Source organism: Pseudomonas maumuensis, assembly GCF_019139675.1.
In the GTDB taxonomy this organism is placed as follows: domain Bacteria; phylum Pseudomonadota; class Gammaproteobacteria; order Pseudomonadales; family Pseudomonadaceae; genus Aquipseudomonas; species Aquipseudomonas maumuensis.
Genome location: NZ_CP077077.1, coordinates 2,991,566 through 3,004,057, shown reverse-complemented (window position 1 = coordinate 3,004,057; position 12,492 = coordinate 2,991,566). Strand labels below are relative to the sequence as shown.

Genomic DNA, 12,492 nt, shown 5'->3' with positions numbered 1-12,492 from the left:
CTTGTCCTGCGGGGGTTCCAGAGGTGTATTTAGGCCCTCTCGTCAGTCTTGGGCCAGTCTTGGGCCAATTCGACTTGGGGCGGCAGCTTCTCCAGCTCCCTCCAGTCCGAGGAGGAGCTGATCCATTTCGCGTAGGTAGAGGGCAACATCTCGACGCCTTGGCCGAGCTGGTTCGCGATGAACGCTTCGGTTCATCCCAGCCATGAGGCACAGGGTTGCGTAGGTGTGGCGGGTGTCGTACTGCCGGCGTTCACGGATGTCCAGCGCCTTGAGCGCTGATTTGAATTGGCGGATTGTAACACTTGGTTCGTTGATCCACAGCCCACCTTTGCTCGGTTGGAGCACAAATGGGCTGGTGGGGTAGGCCGACTTTGAAGCCATACGTCTCTGGTCGGCCAGACGGCGCGCCTGTCTTATGGCGTCGAGCAGGCGATCGCCGAATCCAAGCGCTCAGTTCATGCCATCGAAGATGATCCTGGCACTCACCAGTTTCTGATCATTGAGGGTCAGCGTACAGATGGATTCGGGGATAGTCTTGCCTGGCTCGGTTTTCAACGGATCGCATTTGAGCAGCCCCGTCTGGTCAGCGAAAGGCAGCTTGTAACCTTGGAAAGTTTTGCTGATCTCGATTTTGAACGGCCGACCGTATCCCACGCCTGCGAACACTCCAGGCTCTCCATCACTTAAAAATCCTGTGACTGCAGTCGCGCAGAGGGTGCCTTCCGTGCGTTTGCCGTCGATCAGGTTGGCGTCTGTGTAGCAGTTAATAAATCCCTTTCGCGTAGCTATGGTGCCGGTACCTTTATCGGTCCAGTTTGCCGGGGGAGTAATGGCGCACCCCGCGAGAAGTGAGATGGCGATAGCGGAGATGGCGAGAGGAATGGCTTTAACGCAGCGCATGAAAGGGAGTGTCCTTACTGACAAAGCCGCTAAAAGTACCGGCAATTCGCCATTATCTCAAGACCATTGCCGACTGCGGACCTGGTCGAAACGGTTACGGGTTGCGAGAACCTGCAGCGACAAGAGCCAAACTTGCCCCAGCACCCGCACTACGAATTACGGCTATCACTGGTGACGACGATCAAGGCCTGTTTACACTGCAGGCTTGTCGAATACATGTAATTAGAATCGCTCATGCAGAATGACTAGCACTGTGCAGCATGCCAGTCATTCTGCAGTCGACAACGGCTGCTGGTGTTACATGGTATTTACTGCGTATAGCGGATTAAGAGTTTGGCCATGATCTTTCACGGTGTTATCTTCAACAACTATCTTGCTGGTTTGGGAAACGTAGTAGGTTTTTACTTGGGATTTCATTTTCACCGCCATCAAGTACCCTCTTGCGTCGCTGCGGTCCCAGCTGTCAGATTCCCCTTGAGCTATTGAGTAGTAACTGTCATTTCCGTCGTTACGCCATGTGCTCACTGCAATGTCAACTGATGTGCTTGCGCCATTGGTGATCGTGAGTTTCATAGTTTAAGTCCCTTTGGGTTGTGGATTCCATGGGGCGGCTCCCTATTTGGAATGTGCAGACTTGCCACTGCTACTTATGATTAGTAGTTAGGTTAGCTCATGGATGGATAAGTGAGTTCATGCCTTTTTCAGCGTGGGTTGTTGTGTTACGCAGTTAAGACTATGAAGTACTTAAAGCAAGTAGTTCGATGGCTTTTTCCGGTCTCGGTGTTTGGCCTACTTGCCCGTCCGTCAGAGGGGTAGAGAGCGACAAACCAGGGGGCGGCACGCGGAAATAACAAGATCTACCTGAAACAGGTTCTTTTTCCGGCACTTGTCGCTGGCAGCGCCACCCTGAGACACAGCTGCCGGGCGGTCACCTGCGCGTACGCATCCATTCATCCGCGACATCACCCATGGTGGAGGGGACTCCGCTCTTGATCCAGGCCATGAAGGTCCGATCGAACTTGAACGCCGCGCCGCATTCACCGAGCAGAAACTGCCGGACCTTCTGCGTATTGCGGTAGTTCTTGTCGAGCAGAGTGGTGCGGGTGATAGGTCCAGCGTGCCAGTCGAAGCTCATTTCCACTACCTTGGATGGCCAGGTTCGCCCGAGCCTAGCATCACATGTGGTTTGGCGCCTCTGCGCCCCCTTTAGCGGTTTCGCCATGTTGGGTCCATCTTCACGGCTCAACGCCTTCAATTCACTGGGCGGCAGATGCACATGCAACTGCCGACGGCGCTGCTGGATGATTTTCTGGATGCGTCTCATCGGGCACACCTCGATTGGCATCCTTGCGCAGGGTCGGAGGGAGTGATCAGTAAGCGCCCGTTTGCGCGACAGACCCACCGCGCCTGACCAATGGACATGATCCTGTAGCGGGCAGGCTGGAACGGGAGTTGCTTGAGCCCAGCAAACCCACCAGCGGGAGAGCAGACATGTTCCAGGATGACTTCCATTTCATGAGCTTCGTCGTGGCCGCCGTGCTGGCCGTGGATGTGGTGGCGGTTTTCATGTTCTTGCAGGCCAGTGTCTGATCCCCACTTCTGGGGCGATGTCCCCAGAACCGGGCCCGGGCGCAGGATTGTCGTTCGGTTGACGTTGACGGGCGCTCACGGTGGTATGCTTCGCCGTTTACCAGACAGGGAGTGTGGGATGAGCTGGCGTGAAAAACACGCAGCGTTGCTGGTGTGGCTGACACCTCGGCGCAGGCGTTGGATCGGCGGGGGATTGATCGCTGTCTGGGCGGTAGGTCTTTTTGTCCACCCAGGGCAGTACCTGATCTATCTCGTGATCGCTGCCAGCGTCATCCTCACGGGGGCCGGGTCGCCAGCGTCGGCAGGCAAGCACTGAGGGAATCGTCAGGCGGCTTTCGATTTCAAGGAGATCATCATCAAGGTTTTGACCCTTCGTGGAGTGCATCGATGGCATGGATAGACCGTATAAAGGCCGCGAGTGAGCGATTCACGGCCCGACAACGCTGCATTGTCGGCGGGATATTCCTGGTTGCCTGGTGCGTAGGGATTGGCGTGTTTCCAGGCGTCGATCTGGTCTTCCTGTATGTCGCCGCCATGCTCATGTTCTTCAGCGCGCTGACAGTACGGATCAACAAGCGGCGCTGAAGGCCGTTCGCGGGGCAGGGTAGTGGCTGAAACAATTTATCAATTCATTTGAATTTAACTCCCGTCTCGTATTATCCGTTTGCGTGTTCCGCTTGTCCGCCGGTAATGCCGACTTGCCGGGCGCTTGTAGACTCATCAGTGCTGTAAGCAAATCCTACTCATAAGGAGCATGAGTCATGACACAGCAACAGGCTTTCAAAGAAGAACTGGCCGCCGATGTCCAAGTGCCTCCAGGTTATGTCTACCTGAGTAGCGGTCGTTGTGATGTGAAGGGCAAGGAAGGTGAGCGGGCGGGCGCGAACTTCGTCGAAGCGCAGATCCAGCAGTACAAATCCTTCATCCTCAGAACCACCGCCGGTGCAGGCACCTTCATGGTTCGCCTGGACTATTCCGGTGGCAGCGACAAGAACCTGCAGTACGTCAGCATCAATGACAACTACTCCGCTCAGGAGACTTTCAACATTCGCAGCGTCTCGATGAACAACCTGCGTGGTTTGTTCGCTGCGGGCAAGAGTTCGGCCAACCTGAGCTTCTATGTTTTCGGCAAACCTTGATCGCTATGCATTGACCTGTCCGGGCTCCGGTCGATTGTAGGCCGGAGTTCAAAGAGCATTCGCTTGTGCTAGATTCCCGTGCCTCGCAGGCATCGCAGGGCGATGTCGGTCATGCCTGGTAGAAGGGAGTTGCACCTAACCCATGTTCATCGAGACCCCACGTCTTGTCCTGCGGCCCTGGGCCGAACGGGACATCGAAGCCTTCGCCCTCGTCAATGCCGACCCCGAAGTCAGGCGCTACTACTACCCGGCGCTACTGACGCCCGATGAAACCCGGTCGATGCTTGCCGACTGCGATCGACACTTGCAGGCACAAGGGTTCGGCTTTGTCGCGGTCGAGCGCAGGGCCGACGGTGCGCTCATCGGCGGGCTGGGATTGTCCTCGACGGGAGATGAGATACCGGGCGGCCCCCACGTCGAAATCGGCTGGATCCTCGGGCGCAGTCACTGGCGGCAAGGCTATGCATTCGAGGCGGCCAGCGCCTGCCTGGCGTACGCATGGTCGACGCTTGGGTTACGCCAGGTCATCGGCTACACCTCCGCCATCAACACACCTTCCAGGGCGTTGATGCAACGGTTGGGGATGCATTCGGACCCGGCGGACGACTTCCCCGATTTGACGGTGCCTGAAGGCGATCCGCTGCGACCACACGTGCTGTACCGGATCGACAGGCCCGCCCAAGCGATATAGCGAACCGGCATACCGCGCCCGTCATGCGCAGCTAGTCTGTTAGATCGTAAGCACACTATTAAAAAGGGTGGTAGCTGCCTGACCCTGTCCAGGGCTTGCTGCTGGGGTGGTTGGAGTCTGTATGAGCCGCTTGACGATGGCATTGGCCGCCAGCCTGCTGCTGGCCGGCTGCGCGCATGATCCCGATATCCGCGCGGGCCGCGACAACACCTTCGGTGTGACCGCGAAAAGCCCGCCTGACTACCTGAACTGCGTCAAGGCCGAGCTTCCCGCGAACGCCACGACCTACGTCGTGCAAAACCAGGATGCTCTCGAGTTGTTTGTCGCCAGCACCGATCCGAACAAGGCCGACGGCCTGGTGAAGGTGCAGGGTTCCCCTGGGCGGCAGCAGTATTCCGCCTATCAGCGCGATGCCTGGTATGACAAGGGACGTCTGCTCGATGCCGCTCTGATGTGTTCGCGAGTATGATCGCGACATGGCGGGGCGAGCCTGCCTCGATGGGGCTCGCCCCGCGTCGTACTTCACTCTGGGGCCTTGTTCATGTTGAACGGATTCAACCATCTCACCCTGGCCGTATCCAGGCTGGCGGAAAGCATTGAGTTCTACCATCAGGTATTGGGCTTCAAGCTCGATGCACGTTGGGCGCGGGGTGCCTACCTGAGCCTGGGCGACTTGTGGCTGTGCCTGTCGGTCGATCAGGTCGCGGCGGGTGATTTGCAGCGCAACTACACGCACTATGCGTTTTCGATTCGCCAAGCGGATTTCGCGGAATTCGCCCAACGCTTGCGCGAGCATGGCGTCGGCCTGTGGAAACAGGACAGCAGCGAGGGCGACTCGCTGTACTTCCTCGACCCTGACGGCCACCAGCTCGAAGCGCATGTCGGCGATCTGCACTCGCGGCTGGCGGCCTGCCGGGTCAAACCCTACGCGGGCATGGAGTTCTTCGACTGACGCATGCGCGCCATGCACAGTGCATCGACATACGCACCGTCGCGCACGCCGTAGTCGCGCAGCCGGCCTTCGACTTCGAAGCCGAACTTGCGGTACAGCGCCAGTGCCGGTTCGTTGTCGGCGTAGACGGTGAGCTGGACCCTGTGCAGGTTCATCCAGTTGTCGGCGATGTCGAGGATGGCGGTCATCAGCCGCGAGCCGACGCCCTTGCCTTGCCAGGCCTGGGCAACGCCCATCAGCAGCTCGCCCAGGTGTGCCTGGCGGATGCGCGTGCTCTGGTCGAGGCCGATATTGCCGATCACCTGGCCTTGCTGCACCGCCACCAGGCGCACCTGCCGCTCGTGGTAGGCGGCCAGGCGTTCGCGCCAGACTTCAACGGACTGATAGGGCATCTGCAGCACCTTGCGGCACACGGCGGGCTCGTTGTAGAGCGCGGTGATACCGTGCAGGTGCTGCTCGGCAAAGCGCTCGATGACGATGTCGGGCGAGGCGTCGTTCACTGTGTTTCCATCCTTTGAAAAACGAGTGGCGGCCCAGTGTACGGGGTGGTGGCTTGGCCTGGCCAGTGGCGATGGCTGGGCAAGAAAGCGGATGCGTGGCCGCGCCGCGATGGGTACAGTGCAACGATCGTCATCCTGCCGGAGCCTGCCATGTCCTGTGCCTTCACCCTCATGCAATCGCCTGTCGGCACCCTTACCCTGGTGGCGCGGGGCGAGCGGCTGGCCGCCGTGCTGTGGGAGCAGGAGCGGGAAAACCGGGTGCGCCTGGGCGAGCTGCACCGGGACGACCAGCACGGCGTGTTACGTGAGACCGCCTGCCAGCTGGGCGAATACTTCGCCGGCGAACGTCAGCGCTTCGAGCTGGACCTGGATTTTGTCGGCACCGCGTTCCAGCGCGAGGTGTGGGCGGCGCTGTTGACCATTCCCTTCGGCGAAACCCGCAGCTACGGCCAGATCGCCCAGCAGATCGGCAAGCCCGATGCGGTTCGCGCGGTGGGCGCGGCCAACGGGCGCAACCCGATCTCGATAATCGCGCCATGCCACCGGGTGATTGGAGCCTCAGGTAGCCTCACTGGTTTCGCCGGTGGATTGCCGGCCAAGCAGTACCTGCTGGCGCTGGAGGGGCGCCAGAGCCTGGCGTTGGATTTTTAGGCCTCAGCTGAGCCAGCTACAGAACAACGTCAACACCACGGCCAGCAAGGTGCCGGCGAACAGGCTGTAGTGGCGGTGGGCGCGTCGGGCGTGGGCTTCGACTTCCCGCAGGTACTGCCCGGCAGGCGGCGCGTCCGGGCGGTGTCTCAGGCCTTCGGCAATATCGGCGAGGCGCCCGCGAATCAGGGTGCCGACCAGGTACCAGACGCTGGCGTAGCTGGCCAGGATCACCAGCACATACTTCATGCGGGTAGCTCCGCAGGCCATTGCCGGCCAATGCCTGGCCGTGAAAGCTGTCGTAGCGTGCAAGTCCTCAAGAGGTATCCGTCCTTGGCATGTCGTCGGCTGACGAGGATACAATCGCCGCACGCTCACTCCCAGTACCGACAGGTCGATTTCATGGACGAAACCGCAATGACCCACGCCGCAGCCATACCCGCCGACTCGCTGATCGCCGCCCACGCCGGACAGGCGGGCTTTCGTCATTGCCGGGCGATCCAATTGAAGGACGACGGGCGGCCTGCCATGGTGCATTTCCTGCGCCTGATGACGAGCATGCCCGCCTGGATCGACGGATTGATGGTGCTGCGCAATCGCCTGGTGGGCCTGTTCGGCCTCAAGGATCTGGGGCGCTTGACCGCCATCGACCCGGCTCGCGCCCCGCATGACTACCAGCCCGGTGAGCGGGTGGGGATCTTCACGCTGGTGAGCAACACCGTCGATGAGGTGCTGTTGGTCGACCGCGACCAGCACCTGGACGTGTACATCGCCCTGATGCGCCGTCCGCTGGCCGAGGGCAGTTGCGAGGTGCTGGTCAGCACGGTGGTGCGTACGCACAATTGGCTGGGCCGCCTGTACATGCTGCCGGTAGCGCCGTTCCATCGGCTGATCGCACCCATCGCCCTGCGCCGTCTGGCAGGTTGACGCTCAAGAGGACGGCGGGGCAAAGCGCTGGCGGAACCAGTCGCCAAGCATGGCCTTTTCCGCATACAGCCGATCATTGTTGCCCAGGCGACCGGGGCGACTGAGGTACATTTTGTCGCTCAGGCGCTCCTTGGCCTTGAGCGTGGGCTGGCCGGGCTGCTCGAAGGTGTAGTCGAGGTCGATGCTGGGCCAGGTCACTTCGCGCAGAAAGCGCACATCGTAGGCCTGGCTGTGCCAAGGCTCGAACTGGCCGGCCAAGTCGATGTCGCGAATGTCGATCAGCAGTTGCTGACCGGGCCGCAAGTAGCGTTGGCCGAGTGCCTGCAGGTGCTCGGCCAGGGCCTTCATCACCTGCGGGTCGGCGCCGCGCGGGTAGGCGCGGTTGTCGAGGCTGGCATCGCGGAACTTCTCGGGATGGTCGAAACGCACCTCGACCTGCGCGGTCGAAGTGCCCTGTGCCATGCTGTCTAGTGCCAGCACCATCAGCAGGCAACTGGCCAGGGTAGTACGCATGATGCACCTCCGGGTTCGGGCGGCTTGCCCGCCTATTTTACGCCGGTGCCGGGCAGAAGCAGAGGAATGATGCGATGAGTGCGTTCAGGCGGGTCGCCGCCAACACCCGAGGCCGTGACCTGGCCGTAGGCGATATCCATGGGCATTTCGAGCGCCTGCGCGAATGCCTGGAGGCCGTCGGCTTCGATCCGCTGGTCGATCGGCTGTTCAGCGTCGGCGACCTGGTCGACCGCGGGCCGGGCAGCGCCCAGGCGCTGCAATGGCTGGCCGAGCCCTGGTTCCATGCGGTGCAGGGCAACCACGAGTCGCTCGCGGTCAATCACCTGCGCGGCGGCCGGGTCGACCTGGACATGTACCGGGCCGCCGGTGGCGGATGGTTCCTCGATTTGCCAAAGGCCGAGCAGGTGCGTTTCGTCGAGGTGTTCGAACGCCTGCCGATCGCCTTGCAGGTCGACACGGCGGGCGGGCCGGTCGGCCTGTTGCATGCCGACAGCCCGTTCGACGACTGGGCGCAGCTGTGCGCGAGCCTGCAGGCCGGGGATGACCTGCAGGTGCGCGAGGTTTGCCAGTGGTCGCGCCGGCGCCTCAAGGAGGGCGACAGCCGCCCGGTAAAGGGCCTGCGCGCCTTGCTGGTCGGCCATACGCCGGTGCTGGAGATTAAGGTGCTGGGTAACGTCTGGCACCTGGACACCGGCGGCTGGAGCCGTGGTCGCTTCAGCCTGCTGGACCTCGCCAGCCTGACGCAGGTCAACCCCACGCCAGACGAGTGAGCATGCCAGCGGCGAGCAGGATCAGCATCATCCCGGTCGCCCGTTTCAGCCAGGGCAGGGCATGGGCGAAGCGGCGCAGCACCCGGCGGTTACCGATAGCCAGCGCTACCAGCAGATTTTCGTCGTGGTATTGGAGAAAATTGCAGGGTGCAGTTCGCGGGCTAAACATCTGTTGGGGCTCGCCGATAAAGTGGCTCATCAACTTCACTGGAATGGACTCATGAGCACTACCGAAACCCCGGCTGCCTACCGGAAACCCAGCAACCTCGCAGGCTTGGGACGCCGCTGGGGCGGGCAGATGATCGATGTGCTGGTCACCTATGCCATCTTCTTCGTGACCTTCAGTGTCGTCGAGTTCCTCCAGCTGTCCGAGCAGATCAGCGTCTGGATCAGCTTTGGCGCGCCGCTGGCCTACTACCTGTTTTCCGATGCCTTGCCCAATGGGCAGAGCGTGGGCAAGAAACTGCTGGGGATCTGCGTGGTCGATGAGCGCAGCTACCTGAATTGCACCATCGCCCAGTCTTTCGTGCGCAATATCACTACGCCGTTCCTCAGCATTCTCGACTGGATCTTCATCTTTTTCGGTTCACGCAAGCGTCTCGGTGACATGCTGGCGCACACCATCGTCATCAAGGCCTGAGGCATTCGCAGGCGTGCGCCCCGGCATCCACTGCACCGATGGAAAAGGTCGGATGGCTGTGTGGCTTGTAGCAGGCGCGGCCATGGCAGGCGGCGTGGGTGTGCGCAAAGCGCCAGCCTAACCGCTGGCCACTGTTCCGGCCATTTGCCTGCTGGCTGTGCTTGACGCGATGGGCAGGCAGCCGCGAGGCTGGCCGCTCCTGCAAGGAGAACAAGAATGGACCTGTCGAGCCTACTGCTGTTCATCCCCGCCTGTTTCGCCCTGAACATGGCGCCGGGCCCCAACAACCTGCTGTCCCTGCACAATGCCAGCCGTTATGGCCTGCGCACCGCCTGCGTGGCCGGTGCCGGGCGCCTGCTCGCCTTCAGCGGCATGATCGCCCTCGCCGCGATGGGCCTGGCCGTGGTGCTGCATACCAGCGAGTACCTGTTCCTGGCGATAAAGGTGCTGGGCGCGGGTTACCTGTTCTATATCGCTTGGCAGCTGTGGCGGGCACCGGTCGGCGAGACGGCGGTGGCCGGCGAGCAGCCTTGCGGCGCCTGGAAACTGGCGCGCCAGGAGTTCTGGGTGGCGGCGGGCAATCCTAAGGCCATCCTGATCTTTACCGCGTTCCTGCCGCAGTTCGTCACCGTGGGCAGCGCTACCCCGGTCAGTGAACAGTTCCTGCACTTGGGCGTGCTGTTCCTGTTGCTGGAGTGGGCGGCCATCGCCATCTATGCCGGGCTTGGCGCGTACTTGCAGCGCTGGTTCGAACGGCCCGGACCACGGCGTATGTTCAACCGGGTCAGTGCTTCGCTGCTCGGTTGCGCCGGGCTCGGGTTGCTCGCGGCGCGTCGCTAGTACTGCCAGCGCACGCCCAGGTTGACACCGCTGGCCTCCTGCTGGCGGCTGTCGAGGTTGCTGCTGTACTGCACGCCGCCATGCAGGCTCAATGACTGGTTGACCTGTGCAACCAGGCCGCCTTCGAGCTGCACCGAGGTGTAGCGGTAGTCGGTCTTGATCTTGTCCACATCATCGAAGGTCAGGGTGTCGCGGCCTCCGTCGCCATGCCAAAGGTTGATTTGTGCGTACGGTTGCAGAAGTCGAGTGCCGCCACCGCTGAAGGCGCCCTCCAGGCGCACACCCAAGCGTCCGGTCAGTTCCACCTGGGCATCGTGGCTGATGCGCGAGACGCTGTCGGCGGCGCTGTCTAGCGCGACTTTCTGTGCAATCAGCTGCGCTTGCGGCTCCAGTGTCCAGCGCTCGGACAGGGCGATGGGGTAGCCGGACTCCACCGAGGCGGTCCAGGCATGGCCGTCGAGGTCAAGTTTGTCGCCTCGGTCCGAACGGGCCCGGCCATCGAGGTCGGTGTATTGCAATACGGTGTCCAGGTACCAGCGCTGGGGGCCGACAAGGGTCCAGTAGACGCCGACGCTGTCGCCGTCGAGCTTCAGGTCACCGACGCTGCGATCCTGCTTGGCCAGGGCAAAGCCCTTGACGTCTGCATCGAGGCGACTGTGGCTGACATACACGCCTGCTTGCTGGCGATAGCCGTTCTCAGCGACCTTGGCGTAGAGGTCCTGGCCCACCTTGAAGCCATACAGGTCGCCATCCAGGCTTGGGCTGACGGTACCGCTCCACTGCTGGCGCAACGCACCGCCGTAGGCCTGGCCCCAGCTGGCCGGCAGGGGGCCCTGGCTGGAGAGCAGACGCTGATCGCCCTGGCGTTGGTGGAAGGTGCCCAGTGCTTGCCGTGCGATGATCGCGGCGCCCCTTGGCGCTGCGGCATATACCGGCACTTCCGGGCGGTAGAGGGGGAGATTTTCGCCGGCCACCGGGGTGGGAAGGTCGGGTTGACCGGGCGCGGGAGCCGCCACTGGCGGTGTAATGGCTGGTTCTCCCGGAGTCGGCGCAGGTGGCGCGACCAGTGAGGAACGCAGGTACCAGCTGTTTTCCGAGCCGGCGGTCACGCCGCCCTTGAACAGGCGATAGTCATAGGCACCGGCCGACAATGTCTGGGTCTGCACGAAGGCAGTATCGCTGCTCGTCGCACCCTGGCGGGCCTCGACCACCTGGATGCCGTCTTGCGTGGTGACGGCACCGGCGCCACCGAGGTTGTTGACTTCCACGCGTGTGTTGCCGGTGAGGGTGCCTTGGCTGACCACCAGACGATCGGAGGGCGCGTTGTCGCCGGCCAGCACACTGTTGAGTCGCAACAGGCCATTGTCGCCCTGGTAATTGCCGATGATCGTCAAGCGGCCCTGGGCGTCGTTGCCAGTGCCCAGATCGAGGGTGCCAGCGTTGCGCAGCGAGGCATTTTGCCCGGCAGTGAATGCCGAGACGTTGCCCTGTCGGGAGGACAACGTGCTCGTCGCGTCGATAACCAGTGAACCGCTGCCGCTGACGGCATCGCCAAGTGTCAGGGTGTCGTCCAGCGCGAGGCGGCTGTCGCGGGTGAGCTCGATGGTTTCCCAGTTGACATAGCGCTCGCCATTGATGATCCGACTGCCGCCGAAGCGCAGCGCGTCGCTACCCTCGCCGCCATCGAGGGTGACGGTGAGGCTAGCCGGGCCCAGGCCGACGATGGTCGCTTGGTCATTGCCGATGCCCATGTCGACTCGCCCGCCGATGCTGCCGCCGGACCAGGTGAAGACGTCGTCTCCCGCGCTCGTCAGAACATTGCCGAGCAGGTTGCCGCCGCTGATGCTGATGTTGTCCACGCCGCCACTGGTGCTGATGTTGCCGCCGATAGTGCCGCCGCGCAGGATGATGGTGTCTTTACCGAAGCCGCTCACCAGGTTGCCATCGATGCTGGTCTGCACCGCGGAGTCCTGGGACATTTCGAAGTAGTTGTCGGCGAGCTTCAGGTCGACCCGGCCGATACGACCGCCACTGAAGATCGCCCTGTCGCCGTCTTCGAAGGCACCGATGATGCGTCCGTCGGACATGGTGAATTCGTCGTATCCCTGACCTTGGTTCAGCGATTGCAGCGTACCGCCGGTCATGGTGAACGTATCGATATCCGGGGTTTGCACGACAGCGCCAAGTACATCGCCCGGGGCCACCGTCAGTGAGGCGCAGAATGCGTGCGAAGGCATGACAAGCATCAGCAAGGAGGCAGGAGTGAGCAGGTAGGTGCGGCGCATCGGCAGATCTCCATTTCCGGTCGGGAAGCCCGGTGCCCCAGAGTTGGCCCGGCCCTATGCGACTTGTAGGGAAACGCGCTACTCAGGACAACTGGCA

Annotated in this window: 18 protein-coding genes and 2 pseudogenes; 11 read left to right on the top strand and 9 right to left on the bottom strand. The window is 61.9% G+C overall.

Translation table 11 applies throughout. The annotated features are described in order from the left end of the window. Positions 1-29 precede the first annotated feature (29 nt). The 4 genes and pseudogenes from KSS90_RS25755 to KSS90_RS13495 all read right to left on the bottom strand — a co-directional run bounded on the left by KSS90_RS25755 (position 30) and on the right by KSS90_RS13495 (position 2,035). A pseudogene (locus tag KSS90_RS25755) lies at positions 30-381 on the bottom strand (site-specific integrase). Positions 382-450: 69 nt separating this feature from the next. Then, complete coding sequence (locus tag KSS90_RS13505) at positions 451-900, bottom strand: hypothetical protein (RefSeq protein WP_217865949.1); 450 nt, start codon at positions 898-900, stop codon at positions 451-453. A 297-nt stretch (positions 901-1,197) separates the two neighbouring features. Beyond that, positions 1,198-1,473, bottom strand: coding sequence for a hypothetical protein (locus tag KSS90_RS13500; RefSeq protein WP_217865948.1), 276 nt, complete (start codon positions 1,471-1,473; stop codon positions 1,198-1,200). 355 nt (positions 1,474-1,828) lie between these two features. Next, complete coding sequence (locus tag KSS90_RS13495) at positions 1,829-2,035, bottom strand: DUF6434 domain-containing protein (RefSeq protein ID WP_217869785.1); 207 nt, start codon at positions 2,033-2,035, stop codon at positions 1,829-1,831. Between the two features lie 573 nt (positions 2,036-2,608). Here KSS90_RS13495 and KSS90_RS13490 point away from each other — a divergent pair. From KSS90_RS13490 to fos, 6 genes are all read left to right on the top strand, one after another. Next, complete coding sequence (locus KSS90_RS13490; RefSeq protein WP_217865947.1) at positions 2,609-2,806, top strand: hypothetical protein; 198 nt, start codon at positions 2,609-2,611, stop codon at positions 2,804-2,806. Between the two features lie 71 nt (positions 2,807-2,877). Beyond that, complete coding sequence (locus KSS90_RS13485) at positions 2,878-3,075, top strand: hypothetical protein (protein ID WP_217865946.1); 198 nt, start codon at positions 2,878-2,880, stop codon at positions 3,073-3,075. A 176-nt stretch (positions 3,076-3,251) separates the two neighbouring features. Then, on the top strand, positions 3,252-3,629 hold the full coding sequence (locus tag KSS90_RS13480; protein ID WP_217865945.1) for a hypothetical protein: 378 nt from the start codon (positions 3,252-3,254) through the stop codon (positions 3,627-3,629). A 142-nt stretch (positions 3,630-3,771) separates the two neighbouring features. Further along, a complete protein-coding gene (locus KSS90_RS13475; protein ID WP_217865944.1) occupies positions 3,772-4,320 on the top strand; it encodes a GNAT family N-acetyltransferase in 549 nt (182 codons plus the stop codon). Positions 4,321-4,441: 121 nt separating this feature from the next. Next, positions 4,442-4,789 (top strand): hypothetical protein, encoded by a 348-nt coding sequence (locus tag KSS90_RS13470; protein WP_225933079.1) that lies wholly within the window; start codon positions 4,442-4,444, stop codon positions 4,787-4,789. Positions 4,790-4,861: 72 nt separating this feature from the next. Continuing rightward, complete coding sequence (gene fos / locus KSS90_RS13465) at positions 4,862-5,272, top strand: fosfomycin resistance glutathione transferase (protein ID WP_217865943.1); 411 nt, start codon at positions 4,862-4,864, stop codon at positions 5,270-5,272. On the opposite strand, the gene KSS90_RS13460 is transcribed toward fos, so the two are convergent. Continuing rightward, positions 5,245-5,772: a GNAT family N-acetyltransferase gene (locus KSS90_RS13460; protein WP_217865942.1), complete on the bottom strand. Its 528-nt coding sequence runs from the start codon at positions 5,770-5,772 to the stop codon at positions 5,245-5,247. The two genes, fos and KSS90_RS13460, sit on opposite strands and share 28 nt — an antisense overlap. A 150-nt stretch (positions 5,773-5,922) precedes the next feature. Between KSS90_RS13460 and KSS90_RS13455 the strand changes: the two genes are divergently transcribed. Beyond that, a complete protein-coding gene (locus KSS90_RS13455) occupies positions 5,923-6,423 on the top strand; it encodes a methylated-DNA--[protein]-cysteine S-methyltransferase (RefSeq protein ID WP_217865941.1) in 501 nt (166 codons plus the stop codon). 3 nt (positions 6,424-6,426) lie between these two features. Here KSS90_RS13455 and KSS90_RS13450 read toward each other — a convergent pair whose 3' ends face one another. Continuing rightward, a complete protein-coding gene (locus tag KSS90_RS13450; protein WP_217865940.1) occupies positions 6,427-6,669 on the bottom strand; it encodes a hypothetical protein in 243 nt (80 codons plus the stop codon). A gap of 153 nt (positions 6,670-6,822) precedes the next feature. On the opposite strand from KSS90_RS13450, the gene KSS90_RS13445 reads away from it, so the two are divergent. Then, positions 6,823-7,347, top strand: a complete 525-nt coding sequence (locus tag KSS90_RS13445; protein WP_225933078.1) for a DUF2867 domain-containing protein — start codon at positions 6,823-6,825, stop codon at positions 7,345-7,347. A 3-nt stretch (positions 7,348-7,350) separates the two neighbouring features. Here KSS90_RS13445 and KSS90_RS13440 read toward each other — a convergent pair whose 3' ends face one another. Beyond that, positions 7,351-7,860, bottom strand: a complete 510-nt coding sequence (locus tag KSS90_RS13440; RefSeq protein ID WP_217865939.1) for a DUF3016 domain-containing protein — start codon at positions 7,858-7,860, stop codon at positions 7,351-7,353. 74 nt (positions 7,861-7,934) lie between these two features. Here KSS90_RS13440 and KSS90_RS13435 point away from each other — a divergent pair, with 74 nt between their 5' ends. Continuing rightward, a complete protein-coding gene (locus tag KSS90_RS13435; protein WP_217865938.1) occupies positions 7,935-8,630 on the top strand; it encodes a metallophosphoesterase in 696 nt (231 codons plus the stop codon). On the opposite strand, the pseudogene KSS90_RS13430 reads toward KSS90_RS13435, so the two are convergent. Beyond that, positions 8,608-8,748: pseudogene (locus tag KSS90_RS13430) on the bottom strand (LysE family translocator); the annotation flags it as partial. The gene KSS90_RS13435 and the pseudogene KSS90_RS13430 overlap by 23 nt on opposite strands. A gap of 102 nt (positions 8,749-8,850) precedes the next feature. Here KSS90_RS13430 and KSS90_RS13425 point away from each other — a divergent pair. Continuing rightward, positions 8,851-9,270: an RDD family protein gene (locus tag KSS90_RS13425; RefSeq protein ID WP_217865937.1), complete on the top strand. Its 420-nt coding sequence runs from the start codon at positions 8,851-8,853 to the stop codon at positions 9,268-9,270. 216 nt (positions 9,271-9,486) lie between these two features. Next, positions 9,487-10,110, top strand: a complete 624-nt coding sequence (locus KSS90_RS13420) for a LysE family translocator (RefSeq protein ID WP_217865936.1) — start codon at positions 9,487-9,489, stop codon at positions 10,108-10,110. On the opposite strand, the gene KSS90_RS13415 is transcribed toward KSS90_RS13420, so the two are convergent. Continuing rightward, positions 10,107-12,395 carry an autotransporter family protein gene (locus KSS90_RS13415; protein WP_217865935.1) on the bottom strand — a complete coding sequence of 763 codons (2,289 nt, stop codon included), beginning with the start codon at positions 12,393-12,395 and terminating at the stop codon, positions 10,107-10,109. The two genes, KSS90_RS13420 and KSS90_RS13415, sit on opposite strands and share 4 nt — an antisense overlap. Positions 12,396-12,492 lie beyond the last annotated feature (97 nt).

What these genes read in the sequence shown, in the direction of transcription:
- fos (WP_217865943.1), top strand. Translation starts at nt 4,862, where the DNA reads ATGTTGAACGGATTCAACCATCTCACCCTGGCCGTATCCAGGCTGGCG.
- KSS90_RS13425 (WP_217865937.1), top strand. Translation starts at nt 8,851, where the DNA reads ATGAGCACTACCGAAACCCCGGCTGCCTACCGGAAACCCAGCAACCTC.
- KSS90_RS13495 (WP_217869785.1), bottom strand. Translation starts at nt 2,035, where the DNA reads ATGAGCTTCGACTGGCACGCTGGACCTATCACCCGCACCACTCTGCTC.
- KSS90_RS13485 (WP_217865946.1), top strand. Translation starts at nt 2,878, where the DNA reads ATGGCATGGATAGACCGTATAAAGGCCGCGAGTGAGCGATTCACGGCC.
- KSS90_RS13450 (WP_217865940.1), bottom strand. Translation starts at nt 6,669, where the DNA reads ATGAAGTATGTGCTGGTGATCCTGGCCAGCTACGCCAGCGTCTGGTAC.
- KSS90_RS13475 (WP_217865944.1), top strand. Translation starts at nt 3,772, where the DNA reads ATGTTCATCGAGACCCCACGTCTTGTCCTGCGGCCCTGGGCCGAACGG.
- KSS90_RS13500 (WP_217865948.1), bottom strand. Translation starts at nt 1,473, where the DNA reads ATGAAACTCACGATCACCAATGGCGCAAGCACATCAGTTGACATTGCA.
- KSS90_RS13420 (WP_217865936.1), top strand. Translation starts at nt 9,487, where the DNA reads ATGGACCTGTCGAGCCTACTGCTGTTCATCCCCGCCTGTTTCGCCCTG.
- KSS90_RS13440 (WP_217865939.1), bottom strand. Translation starts at nt 7,860, where the DNA reads ATGCGTACTACCCTGGCCAGTTGCCTGCTGATGGTGCTGGCACTAGAC.
- KSS90_RS13445 (WP_225933078.1), top strand. Translation starts at nt 6,823, where the DNA reads ATGGACGAAACCGCAATGACCCACGCCGCAGCCATACCCGCCGACTCG.
- KSS90_RS13490 (WP_217865947.1), top strand. Translation starts at nt 2,609, where the DNA reads ATGAGCTGGCGTGAAAAACACGCAGCGTTGCTGGTGTGGCTGACACCT.
- KSS90_RS13505 (WP_217865949.1), bottom strand. Translation starts at nt 900, where the DNA reads ATGCGCTGCGTTAAAGCCATTCCTCTCGCCATCTCCGCTATCGCCATC.
- KSS90_RS13470 (WP_225933079.1), top strand. Translation starts at nt 4,442, where the DNA reads ATGAGCCGCTTGACGATGGCATTGGCCGCCAGCCTGCTGCTGGCCGGC.
- KSS90_RS13480 (WP_217865945.1), top strand. Translation starts at nt 3,252, where the DNA reads ATGACACAGCAACAGGCTTTCAAAGAAGAACTGGCCGCCGATGTCCAA.
- KSS90_RS13435 (WP_217865938.1), top strand. Translation starts at nt 7,935, where the DNA reads ATGAGTGCGTTCAGGCGGGTCGCCGCCAACACCCGAGGCCGTGACCTG.
- KSS90_RS13455 (WP_217865941.1), top strand. Translation starts at nt 5,923, where the DNA reads ATGTCCTGTGCCTTCACCCTCATGCAATCGCCTGTCGGCACCCTTACC.
- KSS90_RS13415 (WP_217865935.1), bottom strand. Translation starts at nt 12,395, where the DNA reads ATGCGCCGCACCTACCTGCTCACTCCTGCCTCCTTGCTGATGCTTGTC.